27 protein-coding genes are annotated in these 26,349 nt (G+C 62.6%); 17 read left to right on the top strand and 10 right to left on the bottom strand.

Annotated elements, in window-relative coordinates; all coding sequences use genetic code 11:
• Positions 1 to 61: 61 nt before the first annotated feature.
• On the bottom strand, positions 62 to 424 hold the full coding sequence (secG, locus tag KG698_RS03650; RefSeq protein ID WP_213684171.1) for a preprotein translocase subunit SecG: 363 nt from the start codon (positions 422 to 424) through the stop codon (positions 62 to 64).
• 311 nt (positions 425 to 735) lie between these two features.
• Between secG and KG698_RS03645 the strand changes: the two genes are divergently transcribed.
• Positions 736 to 2,031, top strand: coding sequence for an adenylosuccinate synthase (locus tag KG698_RS03645; protein WP_213684170.1), 1,296 nt, complete (start codon positions 736 to 738; stop codon positions 2,029 to 2,031).
• Between the two features lie 14 nt (positions 2,032 to 2,045).
• Positions 2,046 to 2,273 (top strand): DUF2842 domain-containing protein, encoded by a 228-nt coding sequence (locus KG698_RS03640; protein ID WP_213684169.1) that lies wholly within the window; start codon positions 2,046 to 2,048, stop codon positions 2,271 to 2,273.
• 67 nt (positions 2,274 to 2,340) lie between these two features.
• Here KG698_RS03640 and KG698_RS03635 read toward each other — a convergent pair whose 3' ends face one another.
• A complete protein-coding gene (locus KG698_RS03635; RefSeq protein ID WP_213684168.1) occupies positions 2,341 to 4,437 on the bottom strand; it encodes a hypothetical protein in 2,097 nt (698 codons plus the stop codon).
• A gap of 92 nt (positions 4,438 to 4,529) precedes the next feature.
• On the opposite strand from KG698_RS03635, the gene KG698_RS03630 reads away from it, so the two are divergent.
• From KG698_RS03630 to KG698_RS03600, 7 genes are all read left to right on the top strand, one after another.
• Entirely contained in the window at positions 4,530 to 5,279 is a 750-nt protein-coding gene (locus tag KG698_RS03630; RefSeq protein ID WP_300982846.1) for a thiamine diphosphokinase, read from the top strand.
• A 39-nt stretch (positions 5,280 to 5,318) separates the two neighbouring features.
• The gene (gene rpiA / locus KG698_RS03625) at positions 5,319 to 6,107 is read left to right on the top strand and encodes a ribose-5-phosphate isomerase RpiA (protein ID WP_213684167.1); all 789 of its coding nucleotides are present in this window, start codon (positions 5,319 to 5,321) and stop codon (positions 6,105 to 6,107) included.
• Between the two features lie 82 nt (positions 6,108 to 6,189).
• Positions 6,190 to 7,551, top strand: a complete 1,362-nt coding sequence (gene gor / locus KG698_RS03620; RefSeq protein ID WP_213684166.1) for a glutathione-disulfide reductase — start codon at positions 6,190 to 6,192, stop codon at positions 7,549 to 7,551.
• Between the two features lie 98 nt (positions 7,552 to 7,649).
• Positions 7,650 to 8,816, top strand: a complete 1,167-nt coding sequence (gene hflK, locus KG698_RS03615; protein ID WP_213684165.1) for an FtsH protease activity modulator HflK — start codon at positions 7,650 to 7,652, stop codon at positions 8,814 to 8,816.
• Entirely contained in the window at positions 8,816 to 9,709 is an 894-nt protein-coding gene (gene hflC, locus KG698_RS03610) for a protease modulator HflC (protein ID WP_213684164.1), read from the top strand. The genes hflK and hflC overlap by 1 nt, the downstream gene beginning before the upstream one ends.
• 21 nt (positions 9,710 to 9,730) lie before the next feature.
• Positions 9,731 to 9,919 (top strand): DUF2065 domain-containing protein, encoded by a 189-nt coding sequence (locus KG698_RS03605; protein WP_213684305.1) that lies wholly within the window; start codon positions 9,731 to 9,733, stop codon positions 9,917 to 9,919.
• Between the two features lie 260 nt (positions 9,920 to 10,179).
• On the top strand, positions 10,180 to 11,571 hold the full coding sequence (locus KG698_RS03600) for a Do family serine endopeptidase (protein ID WP_300982878.1): 1,392 nt from the start codon (positions 10,180 to 10,182) through the stop codon (positions 11,569 to 11,571).
• A gap of 72 nt (positions 11,572 to 11,643) precedes the next feature.
• Here the strand turns inward: KG698_RS03600 and KG698_RS03595 are convergent, their stop codons facing one another.
• Positions 11,644 to 12,204: a peptidoglycan-binding domain-containing protein gene (locus KG698_RS03595; protein ID WP_213684163.1), complete on the bottom strand. Its 561-nt coding sequence runs from the start codon at positions 12,202 to 12,204 to the stop codon at positions 11,644 to 11,646.
• 80 nt (positions 12,205 to 12,284) lie between these two features.
• Positions 12,285 to 12,665 carry an OB-fold nucleic acid binding domain-containing protein gene (locus KG698_RS03590; protein ID WP_213684162.1) on the bottom strand — a complete coding sequence of 127 codons (381 nt, stop codon included), beginning with the start codon at positions 12,663 to 12,665 and terminating at the stop codon, positions 12,285 to 12,287.
• 129 nt (positions 12,666 to 12,794) lie between these two features.
• Between KG698_RS03590 and KG698_RS03585 the strand changes: the two genes are divergently transcribed.
• Positions 12,795 to 13,118 (top strand): 2Fe-2S iron-sulfur cluster-binding protein, encoded by a 324-nt coding sequence (locus KG698_RS03585; protein WP_213684161.1) that lies wholly within the window; start codon positions 12,795 to 12,797, stop codon positions 13,116 to 13,118.
• Between the two features lie 154 nt (positions 13,119 to 13,272).
• Positions 13,273 to 15,054, top strand: coding sequence for an aspartate--tRNA ligase (aspS, locus tag KG698_RS03580; protein WP_213684160.1), 1,782 nt, complete (start codon positions 13,273 to 13,275; stop codon positions 15,052 to 15,054).
• An 8-nt stretch (positions 15,055 to 15,062) separates the two neighbouring features.
• Here aspS and KG698_RS03575 read toward each other — a convergent pair whose 3' ends face one another.
• Positions 15,063 to 15,770, bottom strand: coding sequence for a response regulator (locus KG698_RS03575; RefSeq protein ID WP_213684159.1), 708 nt, complete (start codon positions 15,768 to 15,770; stop codon positions 15,063 to 15,065).
• A 151-nt stretch (positions 15,771 to 15,921) separates the two neighbouring features.
• On the opposite strand from KG698_RS03575, the gene mce reads away from it, so the two are divergent.
• Both mce and KG698_RS03565 read left to right on the top strand, forming a co-directional pair.
• Positions 15,922 to 16,326 carry a methylmalonyl-CoA epimerase gene (mce, locus tag KG698_RS03570; protein ID WP_213684158.1) on the top strand — a complete coding sequence of 135 codons (405 nt, stop codon included), beginning with the start codon at positions 15,922 to 15,924 and terminating at the stop codon, positions 16,324 to 16,326.
• Positions 16,326 to 16,607 carry a DUF1467 family protein gene (locus tag KG698_RS03565; protein ID WP_213684157.1) on the top strand — a complete coding sequence of 94 codons (282 nt, stop codon included), beginning with the start codon at positions 16,326 to 16,328 and terminating at the stop codon, positions 16,605 to 16,607. Before mce ends, KG698_RS03565 begins: the two co-directional genes overlap by 1 nt.
• On the opposite strand, the gene KG698_RS03560 is transcribed toward KG698_RS03565, so the two are convergent.
• The 5 genes from KG698_RS03560 to tldD all read right to left on the bottom strand — a co-directional run bounded on the left by KG698_RS03560 (position 16,552) and on the right by tldD (position 23,498).
• Positions 16,552 to 17,283 (bottom strand): EI24 domain-containing protein, encoded by a 732-nt coding sequence (locus tag KG698_RS03560; protein ID WP_213684156.1) that lies wholly within the window; start codon positions 17,281 to 17,283, stop codon positions 16,552 to 16,554. The two genes, KG698_RS03565 and KG698_RS03560, sit on opposite strands and share 56 nt — an antisense overlap.
• On the bottom strand, positions 17,280 to 17,873 hold the full coding sequence (locus KG698_RS03555) for a nitroreductase (protein ID WP_213684155.1): 594 nt from the start codon (positions 17,871 to 17,873) through the stop codon (positions 17,280 to 17,282). The genes KG698_RS03560 and KG698_RS03555 overlap by 4 nt, the downstream gene beginning before the upstream one ends.
• A gap of 83 nt (positions 17,874 to 17,956) precedes the next feature.
• On the bottom strand, positions 17,957 to 20,686 hold the full coding sequence (topA, locus tag KG698_RS03550; protein WP_213684154.1) for a type I DNA topoisomerase: 2,730 nt from the start codon (positions 20,684 to 20,686) through the stop codon (positions 17,957 to 17,959).
• Between the two features lie 162 nt (positions 20,687 to 20,848).
• On the bottom strand, positions 20,849 to 22,027 hold the full coding sequence (dprA, locus tag KG698_RS03545) for a DNA-processing protein DprA (RefSeq protein ID WP_213684153.1): 1,179 nt from the start codon (positions 22,025 to 22,027) through the stop codon (positions 20,849 to 20,851).
• A 46-nt stretch (positions 22,028 to 22,073) separates the two neighbouring features.
• Positions 22,074 to 23,498 carry a metalloprotease TldD gene (gene tldD, locus KG698_RS03540; protein WP_213684152.1) on the bottom strand — a complete coding sequence of 475 codons (1,425 nt, stop codon included), beginning with the start codon at positions 23,496 to 23,498 and terminating at the stop codon, positions 22,074 to 22,076.
• A gap of 246 nt (positions 23,499 to 23,744) precedes the next feature.
• Between tldD and coxB the strand changes: the two genes are divergently transcribed.
• The 4 genes from coxB (at position 23,745) to KG698_RS03520 (ending at position 26,349) form a co-directional block, all read left to right on the top strand.
• A complete protein-coding gene (gene coxB, locus KG698_RS03535) occupies positions 23,745 to 24,572 on the top strand; it encodes a cytochrome c oxidase subunit II (RefSeq protein ID WP_300982877.1) in 828 nt (275 codons plus the stop codon).
• A gap of 81 nt (positions 24,573 to 24,653) precedes the next feature.
• Positions 24,654 to 25,592 (top strand): heme o synthase, encoded by a 939-nt coding sequence (cyoE, locus tag KG698_RS03530; RefSeq protein WP_213684150.1) that lies wholly within the window; start codon positions 24,654 to 24,656, stop codon positions 25,590 to 25,592.
• Complete coding sequence (locus KG698_RS03525) at positions 25,592 to 25,786, top strand: hypothetical protein (protein ID WP_213684149.1); 195 nt, start codon at positions 25,592 to 25,594, stop codon at positions 25,784 to 25,786. The genes cyoE and KG698_RS03525 overlap by 1 nt, the downstream gene beginning before the upstream one ends.
• Entirely contained in the window at positions 25,783 to 26,349 is a 567-nt protein-coding gene (locus KG698_RS03520; RefSeq protein WP_213684148.1) for a cytochrome c oxidase assembly protein, read from the top strand. The genes KG698_RS03525 and KG698_RS03520 overlap by 4 nt, the downstream gene beginning before the upstream one ends.

Raw genomic sequence — 26,349 nt, 5'->3', positions numbered from 1 at the left:
ATGCGACACATGATATTGGGTCAGCCGTGAGAAAGACCCTAAATATACGAAAATTTGCCGATCAATCCGCGCGTGGCGGCAAAAGCGGCGCGTCGCCGGTGATTGGCGGCAGCAAATCGGACGCGGGCGGAAGCGCGGGGCTGTCGCCCGCTTCGGATGCCGTGCCGCCGCCGATGCGGTCAAGCACCGATGAACCGGCGGAGTTTTGCGCCGCGATGATCGTCAAGGTGATCGAGGTTGCCAGAAAGGCGATCGCAAAGGCCCAAGTCAGCTTGCCGAGTGCAGTGGCCGCTTGCCGACCACTCATCACACCGCCACCACCGCCGCCAAGGCCAAGCCCGCCGCCTTCGGACCGCTGCAAAAGCACAACGCCGATAAGACAGATCGCGAGGATCAGATGGACGACGAGAATGATGTTTTCCATTGGCGGTGTCCTTCGCGAGGCCTGGCTCGGATTTCGGCTTACTTATGAGATGCGGCATGCCGCCGCAAGCCCAAGTCAGTCAACCATAACGCGAGTCGCCCCTGTATTTGAAACTTTTTTATTTCCAAAGCATATCTTGGTGATGCGGTACACCGATGTATGCCTTTTAACGCGCGCGCATAGCCCCATGGCGGTGTTGCGGCGGCGTGTCGCGCCGCTGCGCGGAATTCGCGCGATTCGCATGATCTTCCGCTTCCAACCCGCCCCTCGGACCGTTATAGCCCGCCCGGGTCGCAATCGGAGGATCTGCCATGGCTAATGTCGTCGTTGTTGGGGCCCAGTGGGGCGATGAAGGCAAAGGCAAGATCGTTGATTGGTTGTCGGAACGCGCCGATGTCATCGCGCGCTTCCAAGGTGGCCATAATGCGGGCCATACGCTGGTCATCGATGGCAAGGTCTACAAGCTCAACGCGCTGCCCTCGGGCGTGGTGCGGGGCGGCAAGCTCAGCGTCATCGGCAATGGTGTCGTGCTCGACCCTTGGCATCTGATCGATGAGATTGCCTCGATCCGCCAGCAGGGCGTCGAGATCACGCCCGAGACGCTGATGATCGCGGAGAATACGCCGCTGATCTTGCCGATCCATGGCGAGCTTGATCGTGCCCGCGAAGAGGCCGCCAGCGCTGGCACCAAGATCGGCACGACGGGGCGCGGCATCGGCCCCGCCTATGAGGATAAGGTCGGCCGCAGGTCGGTGCGGGTGGCCGATTTGGCCGATGACGCGACGCTGGTGGCGCGGGTTGATCGCGCGCTGCAGCATCACAACCCGCTGCGCCGGGGCCTTGGCATCGCCGAGGTTGACCGCGACGCGCTCTTGGACCGTTTGCGCGCCATCGCGCCCGAGATCTTGCGCTATGCTGCCCCGGTTTGGAAGGTGCTGAACGACAAGCGCAAGGCGGGCAAGCGCATCTTGTTTGAAGGGGCGCAAGGCGCGCTTCTTGACATTGATTTTGGCACCTATCCCTTTGTCACTTCGTCCAATGTGATCGCGGGTCAGGCGGCGACGGGTGTTGGCTTGGGACCGACGGCGATCAATTACGTCTTGGGCATCGTGAAGGCCTATACCACCCGGGTCGGCGAAGGGCCGTTTCCGACCGAACTCAAAGACGCTGATGGCCAGCGCTTGGGCGAGCGTGGGCGCGAGTTTGGCACCGTGACGGGGCGCAAACGGCGCTGCGGCTGGTTTGATGCCTGCCTTGTGCGCCAGACCTGCGCCACCTCGGGGGTCAAGGGGATCGCGCTGACCAAGCTTGATGTGCTCGACGGGTTCGAGACGCTAAAGATCTGTGTGGCCTATGATCTGGATGGGGAGCGGCTTGATTACCTGCCCACGGCCGCCGATCAACAGGCGCGCTGCACGCCCATCTACGAAGAGATGCCCGGTTGGGCCGCCTCGACCGAAGGGGCGCGCAGCTGGGCCGATCTGCCGGGTGAGGCGGTGAAATATGTGCGCCGTATCGAAGAGTTGATCGAATGCCCGGTGGCGCTACTGTCTACCTCACCTGAACGGGACGACACGATCCTTGTGACCGATCCCTTTGCAGATTGACCGGACGAGGGCCCATGGCGTTGACATATAAGACACGGCGACGGTTGTCGCTTTTGATCCTGTTGGTGGGCATGCCCGCCTATATCGCCGTGGCGTGGTGGGTGATGAGCCTGTTTGAGCGGCCCGGTATCTGGCTGGAATTCGCGATTTACATCGTGCTGGGCATCTTGTGGGTCTTGCCGTTCAAGGCGGTCTTCAAGGGTGTTGGTCAGGCCGATCCCGACGCGCCGCGCGACGAGTGATAGAACGGTTTTTGTAAAAGAATGGCCCCGCGCTGCAAAGCCGCGGGGCCATTTTCGTGAATCGCGCTTACTGCGCTTGCGACAGGCGAAACGCGCCGCGCGCGACACGCTCGATGCGGGCATCGTTCATCATTTCGCCAAAGCAGTGCAGCATATCCTCGCGGCTGATGGATTGGTCGGTCGCATCGGCGATCATGCGGAAAAGCTGGGTCCGCTCAAAGGTGCCGGTGCCAAAGACACCTTGGGCATAGCGCGCTGCCAGCTCGATCACCTCGTCAATTTCGACCGCGTCGCTTTTGTCGAGAATTTGCGCGAAATGTTCCGCATGTTCGGGGCCAAACACCGCTTGCGCGGGTGCAAGGTCGCTTTGCGCGGCGGCATCGGCGGGTGCAGGCGCATCGGCAATGGCGATATCCTCGCTGCGGCGTAGCTGCATGATCACGCTGGCGCGCTGGGCCAATTGCGCAAGGCTATTGCCGATCGCACCGGGCGTTTGGGTGGTGCTGCGTGGAGGCTCAGCCAAAGGCGGGGCGGCGTGGGCCGTCTCGCCGGCGATGACGCGGCGCGGGCGGACAGGCTCACCTGCGGCAAGCTGCGCGATATCGTCGATGCGCTGTTCAGAGACCAAGATCAGCGGGGAAGGCCGGGGTGTCTCGCTGCGGCGGGTGACATCGACGCGGACACGGCGCGGGTGCATCACTTGCGCCAAATCCTCGCGGTATTCGACAGTGTCGTCTTCGGCATTCTCAGCCTCGGGGGCGAGTTCGCGCTCGGCGCTGCGCGCGGCCACGGCGGCCTTGAGATGGGAGATATTGGCCCTGCGGCGGGTCGTATCGGCGTGGCTCATATGGTTTTCGGTGGCGGCAAACAGGCGGTCAGCCGCCTGTGGCGCGCCGATGTCGCTGAGGATTTCGGTCTGAGGTGCCGGGGCAATCTCGCGCGCCGTGGCGGCTGTGATGGCGGCGGTAATGGCCGCATCATCATCGGTCGGCGCGTTATCATCCTCAAAATCAGCATCATAGGTGTCTAATCCTGCGACCTTGGCAGGCATTGGGGCGGGGGCAAGATCTTGCGCGGGGGCCATGGGCTGATCCGCAAGGTCCACCGCCACTGTATCTTGTTGCGCATCGGATAGCGCGGTGTCGGCGGCGTCCACTTCACCTATATCACCCTCATGGGTGGTGGTGCGGCGAATACGGGCCAGACGGTCGGCGACAGCGGCCCCATCCATCGCGGAGACATCATCAAAAAGCGACCTATGGTCGAGTGTCGCGCCATCTTGCGCAACGCTTGCATAGAACGCTGCTTCAGCCGTGCCTGTCTCTTCGGCTGGGCTGGGCGTGGTTGGTGCTTGATCGGGCGCATGTGTCGCGTCCTCGGCCAAGGCTGCGACGACAGCGGCCAGCGTTTCCTCACCCCCCGCGAGATGATCCGCGACATCGACAGTTTGTGCAGGCACATCGGAAATGGCGATTTCGGGGAATGCATCAGCAGCCAAAGCGGCCAGCGTGGCCTGCAAATCTGCGTCATCCGCGGCGGTGTGTGGCGCGTCGGGGGTGTTTGTGACGGCTTGAATGATTGCTTCTTCGATGGGGAGGGGGGCGGCCTGTTCGATCGCGGGTTGCGTGTCGGCGATGCAGGCTGGTTCGGGCGCGTCCACGACCTCGGGTGCTGGGGCAATTTCTGCCTCTCGGGTTTTTGCCTCTGCCTTTGCCTCTGCCGCTAATTCTAGCTCTGTTTGCGCGGCATGTACTGGTGCAGCTTCGACATGCGCTACCGCGACCGCTGCCTCTGGGGCTGTTTCGGCCAATGCCGGGGGCTCATCGGCCAAATCCGCATCGGCGATTTGCGCAGGCTGGTCCGGTTGCATCTTGGCCGGGGCAGGTTCGGCGATTGTTTCGGACGCCTCGGGCTGGGCGCGCAGCAAGAGGCCCGATTCCATGATCCGCGCCTCGACCCGGCGCTGAATCGCGGCCTCGGTGATGCGCTGCAGCATATCGGTGTCGGGGGTCGGCGGCTCGGCACCGAAATAGCGGTCCTCGGCAGCCAGATCGCGGAAATATTCAGCGATTGCCTTCATCGCCTCGAATGGATTTTCAAAGCCTTCGAGGGTACATGAGAAGGTGCCGTAGGACACCGTCAAGATCTTGTTCGCGTCACTCATGGGGCTCGTACTCTGCTCGACCGGGCTATGCCGGTATTTTTTACTCATTGCGTTCATCGTGCCAAAGTGATTCCCCACAAAGGCGACCGTAATTGGGCATTTCAAAGGAGATTCTTCCGAATATGGGCAATAATGTGCCACCCCATGCACCACTGTTTCACACCAAGCGGGCGGTGACGCTCTTGGGCGGGGGGGCCGTGGCGCGCGCCGATCTGGATCTGGCGCTGGCCTTTGCCCCCGATCTGGTCGCAGCCGATGGCGGGGCAGGGCATGCGGTTGCGGCGGGACATCTGCCCTTGGCGGTCTATGGCGATATGGACAGCCTGAGCGCCGAGATGCGCGCGGCCATCCCGCCCGAGCGTATTCATGTCTTGGCCGAGCAAGACAGCACCGATTTCGACAAGGCGCTGCGCCACATCCAAGCGCCGATAGTGATCGCGCTTGGTTTTTCCGGCGACCGTGTCGATCATGAATTGGCCGTATATCATGGGCTTGCGATGCGTGCCGATGTGCGTTGCATCGTTTTGGGGGCGCATGATCTGGTGGTGCATGCGCCACCGCGTCTGGTGCTTGATCTGCCTGCGCAGACGCGGCTGTCGCTGTTTCCGCTCGGTGATGTCACGGGGCAAAGCGCGGGCTTGGTTTGGCCCATCGACGGGCTTGCATTTCATCCGGCGCGCAAGATCGGCACCTCGAACATGACGCGGGGCGGTGTGGTTGATCTGCGTTTCGATGCGCCGGGGATGTTGGTCATCTTGCCGCGTGACCATCTTGCGGCAGTGGCACAAGCAATGCGTGAAGCGTCAGTTTGGTCTCGTGCCACGGGTGCTGCTTGGGTATGAATAACATCAATCCAAGCCTTTCAGGAGTGATCTAACCTCATGACCGCCGAGCTTTCGCCCATCGATAAGGCCAAATATGTGGCTGCGCGCCGTGCTGTGGATTTCGTGGAAGACGGGATGCGGGTAGGCCTTGGCACCGGCTCTACGGCGGCATGGATGGTGCGCTGCTTGGGCGAATTGGTGCGCGAAGACGGGATGAAGATCACCGGTGTCGCAACCTCGACGCGCACCGCACAGCTTGCCGCCGAGGTGGGGCTGACGGTCAAAACGCTTGACGAGGTGCGTTGGCTTGATCTGACCATCGACGGGGCCGATGAATATGACGCCAATCTCAACCTGATCAAAGGTGGCGGTGGCGCGCTGTTGCAAGAAAAGATCGTGGCGACCGCCTCGGACCAGATGATTGTGATCGCCGATCCTTCCAAGCAGGTCGATAGCCTTGGGGCTTTCCCGCTGCCGGTGGAGGTGATCCCTTTCGGGTGGCAAACGACCAAGGCGCTGATCGAGGAAATGCTGTCCAATGTCGATGTTTTGGGCCGCTCGGCCAGCTTGCGATTGAACGGTGCCACGCCGTTCAAGACCGATGAGGGAAACTATATTCTTGACCTGCATCTGCGCCGCATCGCCAACCCCACGCAACTTAGCCTTGTGCTGAACCAGATCCCGGGCGTGGTGGAAAACGGGCTATTCCTTGATATCTGCGATGTGATCGTGATCGGCAAACCCGACGGCACGGTCGAGGTGCGTGATATCAACAATGGCACCGTTGCCCATGAGCGTATCGATATCGCCGATACCGAGAACCTTTTCGTCGATAAGGCGGAATAGGCGGGGCCGGTCGCGGGGCGACAGGCGGGCCATTTTCACGCAGATTGAGCGGCGCGATGCGCCCAAGGGGTGGCAGGGCAAGATGAGCGATTTCGACTATGATCTTTTCGTGATTGGCGGTGGCTCGGGCGGTGTGCGCGCCGCGCGGGTGGCCGCCGCGACCGGTGCGCGGGTCGGTCTGGCCGAGGATAGCCGCATGGGCGGCACCTGCGTGATCCGGGGCTGCGTGCCGAAAAAGCTGATGGTTTTCGCCAGCGCCTATCGCGAAGGTTTCGCTGATGCGCGCGCCTATGGCTGGGATTTGACCGAGGGCGCATTTGATTGGTCGCGGTTTTCGGGGCAGTTGGATGCCGAGTTGGACCGCCTGGAAGGTGTCTATCGCAAGCTCTTGAACGGATCGGGCGTTGAGATCTTCGATCTGCGCGCAGCTTTGGCCGACCCCCATACCGTTGCACTGGCCGATGGGCGGCACGTTACCGCCAAGCACATCTTGATCGCGACAGGGGGGCGCCCGGTCCGCCCCGATATGCCCAATGCACATTTGGGGATGGTGTCGGATGATATTTTCCAGATGAAACAGCTACCGCGGTCGATCTTGATCGTTGGGGGCGGCTATATCGCCTGTGAATTCGCGGGCATCCTGAACGGTCTGGGTGTGGCCGTGACGCAGTTTTATCGCGGCGCGCAGATCTTGCGCGGCTTTGACGATGAGGCGCGCGGGCTGATCGCCGAGATGATGGGCGAAAAAGGTGTCGATCTGCATCTTGGCACCGATATTGTTGAGATGAACCCCGCAGCGGATGGCGCGATCAGGGTCAAGGGGTCGAACGGATCGGACAGCACCTTTGACGCGGTTCTGTTTGCCACGGGCCGCACGCCCAATACACGCGATCTGGGGCTTGATGATCTGGGCGTGGCGCTGGGCCGACAGGGCGAGATCGTGGTTGATGAATATTCGCAAACCAACATCCCCTCGATCTATGCCATCGGTGATGTGACCAACCGGGTGACGCTGACCCCTGTCGCGATCCGCGAGGCGATGGGGTTTGTCGAAACCGTGTTCAAGGGCAATCCCACGCCGGTCGATCACGCGCTGATCCCCTCGGCGGTGTTCACCCAGCCCGAGTTTGGCACCGTGGGCCTGTCCGAGGAGGCCGCGCGCGCGCAAGAGCCGGTGGAGATTTACGCCACATCCTTTCGCCCGATGCAGACCGCTTTTGCCGGGCGCGCGGATCGGGTGATGATGAAACTGGTGGTCAGCCAGGCGACGCGCAAGGTTTTGGGCTGTCATATCGTCGCGCCACAGGCGGGCGAAATGATCCAGCTTGCGGGCATTGCGATCAAGATGGGCGCTACAAAAGAAGACTTTGACCGCACGGTTGCGGTGCATCCGACCATGTCCGAAGAATTGGTCACGATGAAAACGCCGGTGCGCATGGCTTGATATTGGGGCAAAAACCCCCAGCTTGGCGTGTAAGTCGGGGCGCAAGCCCCCATATGCATGTTTGACGACGATCTGATTTGTGAGGGGAACAAAAATCGATGGCTGGCAATAGTGGCGGACCCTGGGGCGGTGGTGGCTCTGGTGGCGGTGACAATCGCGGAGGGAACGGGTCGAATGGGCGTCCGCCGCGTGGCGGCGATCAGCAGATCCCCGAACTCGACGAGATCGTGCGCAAGGGGCAAGAACAGCTTCGCCTTTTGATGGGCGGGCGCGGTGGCCGCGCAGGCGGCGGCGGCACGGGTGGCGGCGATTTGCCGGTCAGCCCGCGCACGATCTGGGCCTTGGGGCTCGTCGCGGTTGTGGGGCTTTGGCTTTATAATTCGTTTTACACCGTCCGCCCGGAAGAGCAGTCGGTTGAATTGTTCTTGGGTGAATTCTCGTCCATCGGATCGCCCGGTTTGAACTTTGCGCCATGGCCGGTCGTCACCGCCGAGGTGGTCAATGTCACCTCGGAACGGACCGAAGATGTTGGCGACATCGTCTCCAACCGCGTTGGCGGCTCAAGCGGGCTGATGCTGACGACGGACGCCAATATCGTCGATATCGATTTTCAGGTTGTCTGGAACATCAATGATCCGGCGAAATTCCTGTTCAATTTGCGTGATGGCGCGGCCACCGTGCGCGCCGTGGCGGAATCGACCATGCGCGAGATCATCGCGCGCACCGAGCTTGCCCCGATCCTCAACCGGGATCGTGGCCTGATCGCCGATGGTGTGCGCGAGGGTATTCAGTCGACTTTGAACGGCTATGATGCGGGCATTACCATCGTGCGTGTGAACCTTGACCGGGCCGACCCGCCCGCCGAGGTGATCGATGCCTTCCGCGAAGTGCAGGCCGCCGAGCAAGAGCGCGACCGCCTCGAACGCCAAGCCGATGCTTATGCCAACCGGGTTTTGGCAGGCGCACGCGGTGAAGCCGCCCAGATCCTTGAACAAGCTGAAGGCTACCGCGCGCGCGTCGTCAACGAGGCCGAGGGTGAAGCCAGCCGCTTCCTCGCCGTTCTTGACGAATACCGTGGCGCACCCGATGTCACCCGCCGCCGTCTTTACCTTGAGACCATGGAGCGGGTGCTGGGCGATGTGGATCTGGTGATCCTTGATGCACCCGGCGGTGCGGGCGGTCAGGGCGTCGTGCCCTATCTGCCGCTCAATGACCTGCGCCGCAGTACCACCGGAACCGCCACCATCACGGGGAGCAGCAACTGATGCGCCGTTTGACATATCTCATTCCCGCCGTCGTCTTGCTTATTTCCTTGGCGCTGAGCGCGATCTTCGTGGTCGACGAACGTGAACGGGCCTTGGTCTTGCAATTCGGCCAAATCCGTCAGGTCGTCGAAGAGCCGGGGCTGAACTTCAAGATCCCCTTCATCCAAGAGGTGGTCTATTACGATGCGCGTATCCTCGCGCTCGATACCGACACGATCGAAGTCACGCCATCCGATGACCGTCGTCTTGTGGTCGATGCATTCGCGCGGTACCGGATCGCCGATGTGGTGCAATTCCGCCAAGCGGTGGGTGTTGGTGGTCTGCGCGCGGCGGAGGATCGGCTGTCGTCGATCCTGAATGCGCAAATCCGCGAAACCTTGGGTGCTGATCAGGTGACATCGGACACGATCTTGTCGCCGGGACGCGCCATGTTGGCCGAGCGGATCCGCGACGGGGCGCGGTCAAGCGCGCTGGCCTTGGGGATCGACATCCTTGATGTGCGGCTCAAGCAGACCAACCTGCCCGTGCAAAACCTTGAAGCGACCTATGCACGGATGCGCGCCGAGCGTGAACGCGAAGCCGCAGATGAAATCGCGCGCGGTGAAGAAGCCGCGCAGCGTGTGCGCGCCCAAGCCGACCGAACCGTGGTCGAGCTTGTCTCGGATGCAAGCCGCGAGGCCGATATCGCCCGCGGTGAGGCCGATGCACAGCGCAACGGCATCTTTGCCGCAGCCTTTGGGCAAGATCCCGATTTCTTTGAATTCTACCGTTCGATGGCCGCCTATGAGCGGGCGCTGATGGGGCAGAATTCGACCATGGTGATCTCGCCCGACAGCGAATTCTTCGAGTTTCTGGGGAATTCCGGCTCGGCTGTGCCGGCACCCTTCCAGTAAGGGGCCGGGGCTGTGGGCCTGATGCTTTTGCTGGGGCTCGGCATGGTGCTGGTGTTTGAGGGGCTGGTGTTCGCACTGGCCCCTTCGCGTCTGGACGATCTGCTGCGGCTGATGAACCAAATCCCGGTCGAGACGCGCCGCCTGATCGGGTTGTCGGCGATGACGGTTGGGGTCGTGCTGATCTCATGGGCGGTCAGCGCGGGGCTTTAGCGGTGCGGCGTCACGACGATGTGACAGGGGCGCGCGCGCAATTCGCGCCGATGGGATTGATCCGGGCGAATTTGGCCCAAATATGTGATGAGGGCGCGCGGGTTTTGCGCGCCTCATGGCTTGGACAGGAGGAAAACGTGACGATCTTGCAAGCCCCTATGCGCACACCGCGCCGCGACAGCGCGGTCATCGCGCGACATGACAGCACCCTTGCGCGCTCGCGCATGGCGATTGCGGCATTGATGAGCGTGATCTTGGTGATGACCATGCTCATCGGCATCGTACCTGCACGCGCGCAATCCGCGCCGCCCGCGACATTTGCCGATCTTGTCGATCAGGTGGGTGATGCGGTGGTCAACATCACCACCTCATCCATCGTGGCCAGCCGCCAAGGCCCGGCCCCGGTTGTGCCCGAGGGCTCACCATTGGAGGATTTCTTTAATGAATTCCTCGACCGGCAAAGCCCGGATCGTGGACCGCGCCGCAGCCAAGCGCTGGGCTCGGGCTTCTTGATCTCCGACGATGGCTACATCGTGACGAATAACCATGTCATCGAAGGCGCCGATGAGATCACCATCGAGTTTCGCGCGGGCTTTACCCTTGAGGCGGAATTGGTCGGCACCGATCCCAATACCGATATCGCCGTGCTCAAGGTCACGGCCGATGCGCCGCTGCCCTTCGTCGATTTCGGCGATAGCACCGCGATGCGGGTCGGTGACTGGGTCATGGCCATGGGCAACCCCTTGGGGCAGGGCTTTTCGGTCTCGGTCGGCATCGTGTCGGCCGCGGGTCGCGCGCTGTCGGGCAGCTATGACGATTACATCCAGACCGATGCCGCGATCAACCGCGGCAATTCCGGCGGCCCGCTGTTCAATATGGCAGGCGAGGTGATCGGTGTGAACACCGCGATCTTGTCGCCCACGGGTGGCTCGATCGGGATCGGCTTTGCCATGTCCTCGGCCGTTGTGACCAATGTTGTCGCACAGCTGCGCGAATTTGGCGAAACACGGCGCGGTTGGCTGGGTGTGCGCATCCAAGATGTCACCCCCGAACTGGCCGATGGGCTGGGCTTGGCCGAGGCGCGCGGCGCTTTGATCACCGATGTGCCCGAAGGCCCCGCCCGCGCAGGCGGCATGAAAGTGGGCGATGTCATCCTTAGCTTCGATGGAGAGGCCATCGACGACACGCGCGAATTGGTGCGCATCGTCGGTGAGCGTGCCGAAGGTCAGACCGTGCCGGTCGAGGTGGTGCGCGAAGGCGCGGCCGAGATCTTGGCCATCACCCTTGGCCGTCGTGAAACCGCCGAAGGTATGGCTGCGGCCACCCCTGATGCGCAGGTCACGCCGCCAGCACCTACCCAAGTCTTGGGCATGACGCTGGCACCGCTGACCGATGAGAGACGCGGCCAGCTTGGGCTTGCGCAGGGCATGGCGGGGCTGGTGATCGAAGCGGTCGATCCTGCCTCGGACGCCGCGACCAAAGGCTTGGCCGTGGATGATGTGATCACCGAAGTTGCCCAACAACCCGTCAGCGATGTGGCAAGTTTTCAAGCCAGCGTGCAGGCCGCGACCGAGAATGGGCAGAAATCCGTGCTGCTGCTGATCCGGCGCGCGGGCAACCCCCGCTTTGTCGCGCTGAGCTTGGCCGACTGATAATAGCACGCTTGTGCCTGCAAACCCCCGGGCCTTGGTCCGGGGGTTTTCTTTTGGCCTTCCCCCGCGCGTTCAGCCCGTTTCGCCACCCGCCGCCAGCCGTGGGTTCCACAGCGCCAAGCCAAGCTGTTGGGCTGCGGCCAGTGACAAGATCTCGCTATCAAGGCCCTGCGGCGCTTGAAACGCGCGGACCGCGCGCGCTGTGCGGCGGTTCATCTCGCCCGTCACAGGCCCGGCATAAAGCCCGCGCGCGCTGAGCGCACGTTGCAGCGAGGCGATGAAATCGCGATCGCCCGCTTCCAATGCGCAAGGCACCTCGAACCAAAGCTCGCGCCGCTCGGTGACGATGCGCTGATGCGTCTCGGTCACGAAAATCGCATGTTCGCGCACAACGCCGTCAGTGCCGATTTGGGGCGGCTGCACCATCACCTGTTCGGTCACGGTTTCAATCACCGCCGGGGTCGATTTGCGCCCATAGCAGGCCATCGGGTCGGCATTGGGCGGGCCTGCGCCGCGCAAGACCTCGACCGCTGCGTCACCCGCGACCAAGGGGTTGGCGAATGCATCCGGTTGGCCTGCCGGCATGCAGGCGGCAAGGGCCAAAAGCCCCGGGCAAAGAATGGTCAGGCGCATAGGTGTGACTGCTCGCTGCGCGGTTTTATCTTGTCGCCAAAGATAGCCTGTTTGCGGCGCTCGTGAAAGCATTGGCTTTTTCAGGGCTGATCGGCGGCGCGTGCCGGTTCATGCAGCCGCACCAATTCGTCAAGCATCGCCGAGATATCCTCGACCTCCTCGGCCACCACATGGGTGACGCCTGATTGGCGCTGCATTCGGCCTGTCACCCGCAACAGCCGCCCCGCGATCACCGCGCGGCGGAAGCGTTGATAGATTTTCTGCCAGACGATCACATTGCACACCCCGAACTCATCCTCGAGGGTGATGAAGATCACGCCCTTGGCCGTGCCGGGGCGTTGGCGCACCAAGACAAGACCCGCCACCGCCACCCGCGCCCCTTCGGGCGGCAAATGCAGCATGTGATGGGGCAGGCACACGGGCGGGCGTGGCCATGCGGGCTGGGAAATCTGTGGCTCCATGAGAACAAAGATAGAACATTTATAGCTTACCGCAAGCCCGGCAATTCGGACTGGAAAGCGGTCAAAGGGCATACTACCTAGGGCGCGATCAGGTCACGCGCGCGGCCCAAGGCAGAAGAAAGGCATAAGATGGCAAAGATTACCTATATCGAGCATAACGGCACCCAGCATGTCGTGGATGTCCCCAATGGGCTGACCGTGATGGAAGGTGCGCGCGACAACAATATCCCCGGCATCGAGGCCGATTGCGGCGGTGCCTGTGCCTGTTCGACCTGTCATGTCTATGTTGATCCGGCTTGGGTTGCCAAACTCCCCGCCATCGATCCGATGGAAGAGGATATGCTGGAATTCGCCTATCAGCCCGATACCGCGCGCTCGCGCCTGACCTGCCAGCTTAAGGTCACAGATGCGCTGGACGGTCTGGTGGTGCATATGCCCGAAAAGCAGATCTAAGCTTTGGGCGGGGCGCAGGCGCCGCCTTCCTCTTTCCAAAATACGCATGCAGCGCTTGCATGCGCATACCTGCCGGGGTTGACTTCACCGGTGCGGCGCTGTGTATCGACGCGACGTCCGAGACAGCCCAATTTACCCCAAGGGGACCGCCACGATGCACGCTTTTCGCAGCCATACCTGCGCCGCCCTGACCGCCGCCGAAGTCGGTCAGACCGTTCGCCTGTCGGGGTGGGTGCACCGCCGGCGCGACCATGGCGGGGTGATCTTCATCGATCTGCGCGACCATTACGGCATCACGCAGGTGCTTTGCGATCCCGATAGCCCGGCCTTTGCACAGGTTGAAAAGCTGCGCGCGGAATACTGCATCCGCATCGACGGGGTGGTAAAGGCGCGCGATGCAGCGCTGGTGAACGCCAAGATCCCCACGGGCGAGATCGAGGTGTTCATCCGCGATGTCACGGTTTTGGGTGGTGTGACCGGCGATCTGCCGTTGCAGGTTTTCGGCGATCAAGAATACCCCGAGGAAACGCGGCTGAAATACCGCTATCTCGACCTGCGCCGCGAGGCGATGCAGAGCAATATGAAGCTGCGCTCGGATGTGGTGGCGTCCTTGCGGCGGCGGATGTGGGATCTGGGCTTCCGCGAATACCAGACGCCGATCATCACCGCCTCTTCGCCCGAAGGGGCGCGCGATTTTCTGGTGCCCTCGCGCCTGCACCCCGGCAAATTCTACGCCCTGCCGCAAGCGCCCCAGCAGTTCAAACAGCTTTTGATGGTCTCGGGCTTTGACCGCTATTTCCAGATCGCGCCCTGTTTCCGCGATGAAGATCCGCGTGCCGACCGCTCGCCCACCGATTTCTACCAGCTCGACCTCGAGATGTCCTTTGTCGAGCAAGAGGATGTCTTCCAGACCGTCGAGCCGGTGTTGACGGGCCTGTTCACCGAGTTTGGGCAGGGCCGCAGCGTCGATCAGAACTGGCCGCGCATCTCTTACGCCGATGCGGCGCTGAAATACGGCACCGATAAGCCCGATCTGCGCAACCCGATCGAGATGCAGGTGGTCTCGGATCATTTCGCAGGCTCGGGTTTCGCGATTTTCGCGCGTATCCTTGAGCAAGAGGGCACGCAGGTGCGCGCCATTCCCGCGCCCACGGGCGGCTCGCGCAAATTCTGCGACCGGATGAATTCCTGGGCGCAGGGGCAGGGCTTGCCCGGCATGGGCTATATCTTCTGGCGCGATGCCGAGGATGGTAGCCTTGAGGCCGCTGGCCCCTTGGCCAAGAATATCGGACCCGAGCGGACCGAGGCCGTTCGCCAACAATTGGGCCTTGGCTCGGGCGATGCGGCCTTCTTCTTGGCGGGCAAACCGGCCGAGTTCGAAGCCATCGCAGGCCGCGCGCGCACCGAGATCGGGCAGGAATTGGGCCTGATCGACCAGTCCCGCTTTGCTTTCGCCTGGATCGTCGATTTCCCGATGTATGAGCGCGATGAGGCGACGGGCAAGATCGACTTTTCGCACAACCCGTTTTCCATGCCGCAAGGCGGGATGGAGGCCCTGTCGGGCGATCCGCTCAAGGTGCTGGGCTATCAATATGATCTGGCCTGCAACGGCTACGAGGTGATTTCGGGGGCGATCCGCAACCACACGCCCGAGATTATGTTCAAGGCCTTTGAACTGGCGGGCTATGGCGCGGATGAGGTGCGCAAGCGGTTTGGCGGCATGGTCAATGCTTTCCAATATGGCGCGCCGCCCCATGGCGGCTGTGCGGCAGGGATCGACCGGTTGGTGATGATCTTGGCGAACACCTCGAATATTCGCGAGGTGATCTTGTTCCCGATGAACCAGCGGGCCGAGGATCTGATGATGGGCGCCCCGTCTGAGCCGCTCAGCGATCAGCTGATGGAACTAGGGCTGCGCGTCATCCCGCGGGACTGAGGCGCGCGCTACATCACCACGGCCATCGCTTGCACCCGCTGCGAAAGAAAGGCGCTGAGCGCGCGCCGCTCAGGCGTGGCGAGAGAGGCGCCAATATGGGCGGCTTGCCCCGCAAGCGCCTTGTCATCGGCGCTGATCGCAAGGCTGAACAAGAACCGCCTGAGATAGTCCACCGGCGGTTCCTCCAGCGCCAAAAGGGCGATGGCATGGGTCAAATCCTCGCGCAGGGCGATCTGATCGGGCGTGATCGCGCCACCATCGACAGGGCGCGGCATACGCGCGCAAATATCGGCCGGAAGATGTGCCATGATCGCGTTTTGGAAATGCGCCAAAGATGTGATCGGCTTTTCCAAGAACCCATCACCGCCTGCCTGCATCACCTCGGCCTGTGCGACCGCGCTGTCGGCACCTGATGTGCCAAGCACGACCGGCACACGCGGGCGCATCGCGTCCATCCGCGCGATCAGGTCAAGCCCCGACCCATCGGGCAGGCCCAGATCGACGATGGCGATGCTGGGGCGGTAGACATGCAGATGCCGCTCGGCCGAACCGATGCAATCAGCCCGCCTGATCCGCGCGCCCGAGCGCAGGCACATCAGCCGCACCGCCTCCGAAGCGTAGCGGCTATCTTCGACGACAAGCACGGTCAGCCCCAGAAAGGGCCGTTCCGCCGTTGGCTTTGGCCGGTATTCAATCTCGATCAACGCGTCATCCATGCGACATACCCCACATTACACCCGACTCGGCACAGGTCTGAGTAGAGCCGCACAAGGTTGATCAAGCCTTAACGCCCTGCGGCGTCAGACCGCTTGGCGGCGCGCGGGCCAGCAGGGCATATCTGGCCCAAACACGCATCGGAGGATGATCATGATCGGACGCTTGAACCATGTCGCCATCGCCGTGCCCGATCTTGACGCGGCAGCGGCGCAGTATCGCGATATGCTGGGCGCGGATGTCGGCGCGCCGCAAGATGAACCCGATCATGGTGTGACCGTGATCTTCATCACCTTGCCCAATACCAAGATCGAGCTTCTTTACCCTTTGGGCGATGCCTCGCCGATCAAGGGGTTTTTGGAAAAGAACCCCGCAGGCGGCATTCACCACATCTGCTACGAGGTCGATGATATCTTGGCCGCGCGCGACCGCTTGGCCGCGGCAGGTGCGCGTGTGCTTGGCACGGGCGAGCCCAAGATCGGCGCGCATGGCAAACCTGTCTTGTTCCTGCACCCTAAGGATTTCACCGGCACCCTTGTCGAATTGGAGCAAGTCTGATGGGCGTTGTCACGGGCATCGTGCTTTATGCGATCATCTGGTTCATGACGCTATTCATCGTGTTGCAGGTGGGCGTGACCAGCCAAAGCGATACGGGCGAGCGTGTGACCGGCACCCATGGCTCGGCCCCGGTCGATCCCCAGATCAAGCGCCGCTTTGTGATTACATCCGTGGTGGCGGCTGTGATCTGGGCGGTGATCGCAGCGATCATCTTGTCGGGCGCGGTTACGGTTGCGGATTTCGACCCATATAGCCGCTTTGGCTTGGGCGGGTCGCGCTGATCTTGTGATAAAGATGGGTGAAGCTGGCCGCGCCGATAATCGGCACGAGCAGGTTGATTACCGGGATGGTCAGCGGCACCGCCATCACCACGCCCGCGATAAACAACCGCCCCCCATTGGTGCGGCGAAACGCTGATGCACCGGCCGCGTCGCGCCGGCGCAGCGCGACAAGCTGGCCATATTCGCGCCCCAAAAGGTAGCCGTTTACCCCCCAAAACAACAACGGCGCGATGGGGGCAAAGAGCAGATAGGCGATCAGCGCCACAAGGTTCACGGCGACCATCACGCCCAAGAAACGTGCCGCATCCACCAGCCCTTCGATCAGCCCGATCCGGCGCGCGGGGGGCAATCCGGGATAATAGCGATCCTCAACGGCATCGGCGATCTTGTCCAAGAAAATACCCATGAAAGCGGTGGCCACGGGGATCATCAAGATCGCCGACAACAGTAAAAACACCGGCAGGCCGACCCACCCGATCACCGCACCCGTCAAATCGATCTCGCCGATCCAAGGCAGGCTGAAGCTTCCGGGCAAAAGCCAACCCAAGACCGCGACAAAACCGAGATAAAAGGCCACAAGCAGGCCGATGGTCAACCCAAGGCCTATCGCCAAAACACCAAGAAAGCGACGGTCGCCCAGCTGCGCGATGGCGCTTGCCACGGCCGATGCGATCATGTGTCGACCCATGTGGCGATCACATCCAGATCGGGGCGCGGGCGGGGGGGCGGCTCTTGCTGGGGGGTGCCCAGATGTACGAAACCCGCCACCGCCTGTGGTGCCGTCACGCCAAAGGCTTGATCGAGAAAATCGGCATCGCGCGCCATCCACCCGGTCAGCCAATGCCCAGCGAAACCTGCGGCCTGTGCCGCGTTGACAAGGCTGAGGCAGGCCAGCGCCGCCGTCTGTTCTTGTTCGATCAGCGGGATGGGGCGGTCCGTTTGCGGCGCAAAGAGCACCGCCACCGTCAGCAGCGCATCGTCGAAAGCTGCGGCTTGTTTGACCAGCTTGTCGGGGTCGCGCCCCTGTGCCGTGCCAATCTCGCGCGTCAGCCGTGCCATGCGGTCGATGGCTTGTTTGCGCAGGATGTGAAAGCGAAACGGCACGATCTTGCCATGATCAGGCACGCGGGCAGCGGCGGTCAAAAGCTGGCGCAGCATCGTATCATCGGGAATGGGCGCGCTAAGCATGCGCACAGGCACCGAGCGGCGGTTCAAGAGAAATGCAAGGGGCGTCGTTGTGTCCATCTGACCGATCTCGTGTTGCATGCGTGGCCGGTCAAGGGGCGGGGGCGGAAAACCCGGGTTTGCCGCGCTGAAAAACGCGAGTTTTTCGGCCCCCTCCCGCGCGATCAGTCCTTTTTCGCAGCCGGTTTTGCCTTGGGCTTTGCGGCGGCCTTCTTGGGCTTGGCCGCCGTTTTGGGTTTGGCGGTCTTGGCTTTGACCGCTTTTGATCCTTTGCCACCCTTGGCGGCTTTCTCGGCGATCAGCGCGACCGCCTCTGCGAGCGTCAGCGCCTCGGGGGTGAGATCCTTGGGCAGGGTGGCGTTGATCTTGTCCCATTTCACATAGGGGCCGTAGCGCCCGGACATGACTTGGATTGGGCCACCATGTTCGGGATGCTCGCCCAGTTCCTTGAGCGGGGCTGCGGCCGACGCACCACGCCCGCCGCGACCGGCGGCTTTGGCGGCCAAGATCTCGACCGCGCGGTTCATGCCGATGGTCCAGACCTCGTCCACCTCGGGCAGGTTGGCATAGGCAGGCTTGGCTGCATCCTTGGCCTTGTAGCTGACATAGGGGCCGTAGCGGCCAATCGCGGCCTCGACGGGTTGGCCATCCTCGGGGTGGGGGCCGATCAGGCGGGGCAGGTTCAACAATTGCAGCGCGCGGGGCAGGTCCATTGCCGCCACATCCCAGCCTTTGGGCAGCGAGGCGCGCTTGGGCTTGGGCTCTTCGCTCGTCGCCTCGCCCAATTGCACATAAGGGCCGAAGCGCCCGTCACGCAAAGTGACGGGCAATGAGGTGTCTGGATCGACGCCCAGCATCTTGCCATCGCCGCCAAGCGCTGTGCCGTCTTCGGCCTCTGGGTTCGGCGGGCCGAAGGGGCGGGTATAGCGGCACTCGGGGTAGTTCGCGCAACCGATAAAGGCCCCGCCCGAGCGTGCCGTGCGCATGGAAAGTCGCCCCGTGCCGCAAGACGGGCAGCCGCGCGGGTCTGACCCGTCGGGCTTGGGCGGGAAAAGATGCGGCTCCAGCACCTCGTTGATCTTTTCCAGCACATCGGTGATGCGCAATTCGGCCGTTTCGGCCAGCGAGGCCGAGAAATCGCGCCAAAACGCATCAAGCACGCTTTTATAGGCGCGCGCGCCTGCACTGACTTCGTCGAGTTGATTTTCCAGATCGGCGGTAAAGTCGAACTCGACATATTTGCCGAAGTAATTGACCAGAAACGCGGTCACCAACCGCCCCTTATCCTCGGGGATCAGGCGGTTTTTCTCTTTGCGCACATAGCCACGCGCCACGATCGTATCGAGGATCGAGGCATAGGTGGATGGCCGCCCAATCCCCAATTCCTCCATCCGCTTGACCAGCGTCGCCTCGGTGTAGCGCGGGGGGGCTTGGGTGAAATGCTGCTGGCCCAGCACCGCGCCGTCACCCGACAAAAAGGCGGCGGCATCCTCGGCCATGCCGGATTGGGGGGCGGATTTGCCGGTGAGCTTGGCCCAATCATCCGACAGCGCGCGCGCGGCGGGCTTGAGCGCCTCGCCCCGCGCCATTTGCGGCAGGCGGCGGCTTTCTTCATCCTCGGTATCGTCGCGGCCTTCCTCATAGACCTTGAGGAAACCGTCGAACAACATCACCTGACCCGTCGCGCGCAATTCAACCTGTGCATCGGCGCTGGCGATGGTCACTGTGGTGCGTTCAAGGCGGGCGGCCTCCATCTGGCTGGCGATGGTGCGCTTCCAGATCAATTCGTAAAGCTTGCGCTGGTCATCTTCGCTCAGGCGCAGATCGCCCGGGGCTTTCTCCATATCGGTGGGGCGGATACATTCATGCGCCTCTTGCGCATTCTTAGCCTTGTTTTTGTACATGCGCGGATCGACGGGGACATATTCGGCCCCAAAACGCGCCTTGATCGCGTCGCGTGCGGCATGGACCGCCTCGGGGGCCATGTCGATGCCATCGGTCCGCATATAGGTGATATGGCCCGCCTCGTAGAGGCGCTGGGCCGCACTCATCGTCTGGCGCGCGCCCATGCCGTATTTGCGGCTTGCCTCTTGCTGGAGCGTCGAGGTCATGAAGGGCGGGGCGGGGTTGCGATTGGCGGGCTTGGCCTCGACATCCGTGATCGACAGGGGGCGCGAATGCACCGCTTGCACGGCAAGGCTGGCCTCGGCGGCGGTGGCAAGGTCGTGCTTGTCGAGCTTGCGACCACGCAGATGGGTCAGGCGCGCCTCGAACTGCTGGCCGCGCGGTGTCTCGAACACGCCGCGCACCGACCAATATTCGCGGCCGCGAAAGGCCTCGATCTCCATCTCGCGGTCGGTGATGATGCGCAGCGCCACCGATTGCACACGGCCCGCTGATTTCGCGCCGGGCAGTTTGCGCCACAACACCGGCGACAGGTTGAAGCCCACCAGATAATCAAGTGCGCGGCGCGCCAGATAGGCCTCGACCAGTTCCATATCGACTTGGCGGGGATTTTTCATCGCCTCGGTCACGGCGGATTTGGTGATCGCATTAAAGACCACGCGGCTGACCGGCGTGCCGGGCTTGATCGCCTTGCGGCTGGTCAGCGCCTCTTGCAGGTGCCAGCTGATCGCCTCGCCCTCGCGGTCGGGGTCGGTGGCGAGGATCAGGACCGGGTCATCTTTCAGCGCATCGGCGATGGCTTTGACATGTTTGCGCGAGTCGGTCGCAATCTCCCACTCCATCGCGAAACCCTGTTCGGGGTCGACCGAGCCATCCTTGGACGGCAGGTCACGCACATGCCCATAAGAGGCCAACACAGTGTAATCGCTGCCAAGATAGCTGTTGATGGTCTTGGCCTTGGCGGGCGATTCGACGACGACGACGGGCATGCACTGATTTCCTGTTTCGGCTGGGGGCCGAGTTTTCGCCTCATGGCGGCGGACCATGTGGGCGTTGTGGCCGCCTTGTCAATGCGTCAGGGGCCGTTGAAAACCCCCTCATTTTCAATGAGAGATTTTTGGGCGTCTTGTGGCGGGGCTGCCTTTGACCCCTCAGAGCCGGGTCAAAAGACCGCCGCCACCGCGTTGGATGCGCCCTGCCAATTCAAGGATTGCCAAGGCTTGCGCCACGGCGCGGGGCGGTTGGCCGAGATCGCGGATCAGCTGATCCTCGGCCACCGGCGCGCCGCCCATCAGGGCAAGGATCGCCCCCTCAAGCCCGCCATCGGGGCGGGGTGGAGGGGTGGGAGATGGCCTAGCAGTATCGCTAAGCGACGGGCGTGGGCGGGTGCGGGACGCGGCCGGATCTTGTCCAACCGCGTCTTGGCCCAATGCGGCGATCACATCCGCGGCGTCGCGCACCAAGGTGGCACCGTCGCGGATCAAGAGATTGCCGCCGCCTGCGCGCGCATCCATCGGGTGGCCCGGCACGGCCATCACCTCGCGCCCCTGATCAAGCGCGATCCGCGCGGTGATCAGCGAGCCTGACCGCGTCGCAGCCTCGACCACGATCACCGCGCGCGCCAGCCCCGACACGATGCGGTTGCGGCGTGGGAAATGGCGCGCCTGCGGGTGCAGGCCAAAGGGCATTTCGCTGAGCATCAGCCCGTTTTGCGCAATCTCGGCGGCAAGATCGGTATTCTCGGCGGGGTAGATGCAATCAAGCCCGCCTGCCAGCACGGCAATGGTGCCGCTACTCATGCTGGCGTGATGGGCCAGCGCGTCGATCCCGCGCGCCAGCCCCGAGACGATGACATAGCCCGCAGCGCCCAGATCGGCCGCCAGCCGCCGCGCCATCCGCGCCCCCAGCGCCGAGGCATTGCGGGTACCCACCATCGCCACCATCGGGCGCGCCATCAACGCGCGGCACCCTTTGGCCCAAAGGATGGGCGGCGCATCGGCCACATCGGCCAGTGCGGCGGGGTAATCGGCGTCGCCCAAGCAAAGCATCCGCGCGCCCGCACGCTTGGCGGCCTTGATCTCGGCCAGCGCGACGGGTTCGGGGCAGGGGGTGTAGCTATCGACGCCTGCCGCTTGCGCAATCGCGGGCAGCGCGCCGAGCGCCTCTTGCGCGCTGCCATGCGCATCCATCAGCCGCAGATAAGTGGCCGGTCCCACTCGGCGCGAGCGGATCAGGCGCAGCCGCGCGATTTGATCCGCCACATCGGCGACAGGGGGCGGCACGAAGATGGGGGCAGGTTCGTCAAATCCGAACGCGGTCTCGTATGGCATGGGCCATGTCTAGCCGCGAAATGGTTAACGCCCCGTTACCGCGCCCTCAGGCGGCAGAGCCGCCGACGGTCAGCCCGCCGATCATCAGCGTCGGCTGTCCCACACCGACCGGCACCCATTGGCCCGCCTTGCCGCAATTGCCCATGCCGGGATCAAGCGCCATGTCATTGCCGATGGCGCGGATCTGTTGCAGCGCGGTGGCTCCATCCCCGATCAGCGTTGCGCCTTTGACCGCGGCACCGATGACGCCGTTTTTCACGCGATAAGCCTCGGTACAGCTAAAGACAAATTTGCCATTGGTGATATCGACCTGACCGCCGCCAAAGCCCACGGCATAGATCCCATCCTTGAGATCGGCCAAGATCGCAGCAGGCTCGGCATCGCCGCCCAGCATATAGGTGTTGGTCATCCGCGCCATCGGCGCATGGGCATAGCTTTCGCGCCGCCCATTGCCGGTGGGGGCAACCCCCATCAGGCGTGCGGATTGACGGTCTTGCATATAGCCCACCAAAATCCCGTCATCGATCAGCACGTTCTTTGCGCTTGGCGTGCCTTCGTCATCGACCGAGATCGAGCCGCGCCGGTCGGGGATCGTGCCATCGTCAAGCACGGTGACACCGGGCGCGGCGATGCGTTGGCCCATCAGCCCGGCAAAGGCCGATTGGTTCTTGCGGTTGAAATCCCCCTCAAGCCCGTGGCCCACGGCCTCGTGCAGCAAGATACCGGGCCAGCCGGGGCCGAGGACGACATCCATCACCCCTGCAGGGGCCGCGACCGCGCCCAGATTGACCACCGCGATGCGCAGCGCCTCTTGCACCAGCCCCTCCCAATGGGCGCGTTCCATCAAACCGGTCAGGCCGATTCGTCCCCCGCCCCCCGCGCTGCCGGATTCGCGGCGGCCATTTTCCTCGGCGATGATCGAGACATTCAGCCGGACCATCGGTCGCACGTCGCGCACCCTTGTGCCTTCGGGGCGCAAAATCTCGACCTCTTGGTGGCTGGCGGCAAGCGAGGCCGAGACCTGCACCACACGGGCATCAAGCGCGCGGGCATAGGCATCAATCTCGGCCAGCATGGAGAGTTTTACGCCAAACTCTGCCCCCGCCATCGGGTCGGCATCGGTATAGAGGTGGCGGTTCGTGCCCATCGGCGCATCGGCCAAGATGCCACCGCCCGCACCCACGGCAAGCCGGGTGGTTTCACTGGCGCGGCGCAATGATGCTTCGGAAATCTCGGTGGAATGGGCATATCCGGCCACCTCGCCCTTGACCGCGCGTAGGCCGAACCCCTCGGCTGCGTCATAGCTTGCGGTGCGCACACGCCCGTCATCGAAGACCAAAACCTCCGAGCGGCGGCGTTCGAGAAACAGCTCGCCATCCTCGGCCCCGTCGGTGGCGGCGCGCAAGATCGCAAGGGCCGCCGCCTCGTCGATCAGTGTCTCGAATGGGCGGAAAGGGGGGTGTTGGGACATGTCGCCTCCGGCGTTGAAGGGCTGCGTTGAAAATGACCTGTGTCAAATGCGAGCAGGGGTGAGACATTTCGACCAAATGCCTTGGCTTGTCCTCAGCTATATGGTCCACACCACAAAGAACGCAACGGCGCGTCGCAGATCAACTTATGGCTGTGGACGTCGGGATAGACAGGACAGACCGGCATGACCATTCGCAAGACGCTCAGCGGCCTCGGGGCCGCGATTGGTGCAACCATCATCGCGGGCATGGCGACCGCCCAAACCGTCAGCATGCGCGATGGTCTCGAGATCATCGGCGCGCCGACACCGGGTGCAATTGGCTTTCAACCCGCAGTGACCGAATTGGCACGCGATGTGCAATTTCTCGATACTTTCTTGCTGGTGATCATGACGGCCATCGTGCTGTTCGTGACCGCCTTGCTGATCTGGTCGATTATCCGCCACAACGCCAAGGCCAACCCGACCCCTGCAAGCTTTACCCACAACACCAAGATCGAGATTACCTGGACGGTTGTGCCGCTGATCATTCTGGTGGTGATCGGCGCCTTCTCGCTGCCGATCTTGTTCAAGCAGCAATCCATTCCCGAGGCCGATGTGGTGGTCAAAGCCACGGGCTACCAGTGGTATTGGGGCTATGAATACCCCGAACATGGCATTGTCTATGACAGCTTCATGCTGCGCGAAGACGAGCTGGCCGAGTATGGCTATAGCCGTGACGAATATCTGCTGGCCACCGACACCGCCGTGGTCGTGCCGACAGGTGCCGTTGTCGTGGTGCAGGTCACCGCCGCCGACGTGATCCATTCTTGGGCCATCCCCGCCTTTGGCGTGAAGCAAGACGGCGTTCCGGGTCGTCTGGCCGAAATGTGGTTCGAGGTCGAGGAAGGCCAAGAAGGCGTCTATTTCGGCCAATGCTCGGAGCTGTGCGGCGTGAACCATGCCTATATGCCGATCACGGTCTTTGCCGTGACGCAGGCGGAATACGATGCTTGGATCAATGGCGAGGCGCAGGATTTCGCCAGCGCCGGTGGCATGCGCGCACCGCGCATTCTGGAACTGGCTTCGGCTGATTAATCCGGTTGGCCGGGCCTTGGCCCGGCCTGCTTGATTGCTGGGCAACAGCCCGGCCTAAGGACAGGGAACACGGCACAGGCCATGACCGACGCAACAACCAACACCACCATCCAAGCCGCCGAGGGCGAGGCCCGTTTCGGCGACTATATCCAGCTGCTCAAGCCGCGGGTGATGTCGTTGGTCGTGTTTACTGCACTTGTCGGGCTTTTGGTGGCACCTGTCGCGGTCTCGCCGATGGTGGGGTTCACGGCGATCTTGTTCATCGCGCTGGGGGCGGGTGCCTCGGGCGCGCTGAACATGTGGTATGATGCCGATATCGATGGCGTGATGCGGCGCACGGCCAAGCGGCCTGTCCCTGCGGGCAAGGTCAGCGCCGGCGAGGCCTTGTCGCTGGGGCTATGGCTTTCGGCGATCTCGGTCGCGATGCTGGGCCTTGCGACCAATTGGTATGCGGCGGGGCTTTTGGCCTTTACCATCTTTTTCTACGCGGTGGTCTACACCATCTGGCTCAAGCGCTTGACGCCGCAGAACATCGTGATCGGTGGCGCGGCTGGGGCTTTCCCGCCGATGGTGGGCTGGGTCGCGGCCACGGGATCAGTCAGTCTTGAGGCGATCTTGATGTTCGGGCTGATCTTCATGTGGACGCCGCCGCATTTCTGGGCGCTGGCACTGTTCATGAAGTCCGATTACCACGAGGCGAAGGTGCCGATGCTGACGGTCACCCATGGCCGCGCTGAGACACGCCGCCAAATCTTGATCTACACTGTTTTGTTGGTGCCCGTGGCGCTGGGCTTGGGGTTCACCGCCGTAGCCGGGCCTGTCTATCTGGCCGCAGCAATCGTTTTGAACGCGATCTTTCTGAAAGGCGCTTGGGATATCTGGCGCCGCGCAGAAGCCGTGGCCGAAGCTGATGCTTACGCCGTCGAAAAGCGCTTCTTCCGCTTTTCGCTTTACTACCTTTTCCTGCATTTCGGCGCGCTTTTGGCCGATGCGGGCTTGCGCAGCTGGGGGATGGCTTGATGCCGATCACGCAAACACATGAGCTGCACAAGCGGCGCTTTGGGCGCAATCTCGGCGTGGCGCTCAGCCTTGTGGGCTTTGCGGCCATCGTCTTTGGCCTGACGGTCGCCAAGATCCGCGAAGGTGCCTCGATGGAGGCATTTGACCACACCCCGCGCGTCTCGATCACGCCGCCGGTGGAGACCAAGCAATGAATGCCAATCAAAAAGTCGTCACCCGGCTTTTGGGCGTGATCGTTTTGATGGGCGGTCTGGCTTGGGCGTCGGTGCCGTTTTATGATTGGTTTTGCCGCGTGACGGGCTTTGGTGGCACCACGCAAGTGGCCGAACAAGGCAGCGATGTGGTGCTAGAGCAGATGATCCGCGTGCGCTTTGACGCAAGCCTTGCCCATGACATGCCGTGGGAGTTTCGCGCCGTGCAGCCGCATATGGATATCCGTATCGGTGAGACGGGGCTTGCCTTTTACGAGGCCTATAACCCCACCGATAAACCCGTGGCCGGAACCGCATCTTTCAACGTGACGCCCTATTCGACGGGCGGCTATTTCGTGAAGATCGCCTGTTTCTGCTTTGAGTTGCAGGTCTTGCAACCCGGTGAGCGGGTGGAAATGCCCGTCAGCTTCTTCGTTGATCCCGCGCTTTTGGATGATGAAGAGGCGCGCGGCGCACCTGCGATCACCTTGTCCTACACTTTCCATGTGACGGACATGCCCGAAGATTATGCTGCGTTGGGCGTGCCCGCCCCCGTGGCCAATTAA

Origin of the sequence: Roseicyclus sp. (assembly GCF_018402035.1) — a bacterium.
In the GTDB taxonomy this organism is placed as follows: domain Bacteria; phylum Pseudomonadota; class Alphaproteobacteria; order Rhodobacterales; family Rhodobacteraceae; genus Roseicyclus.
Note: the sequence above shows the minus strand (reverse complement) of the source record. Positions and strands in the feature narration are given on the sequence as shown.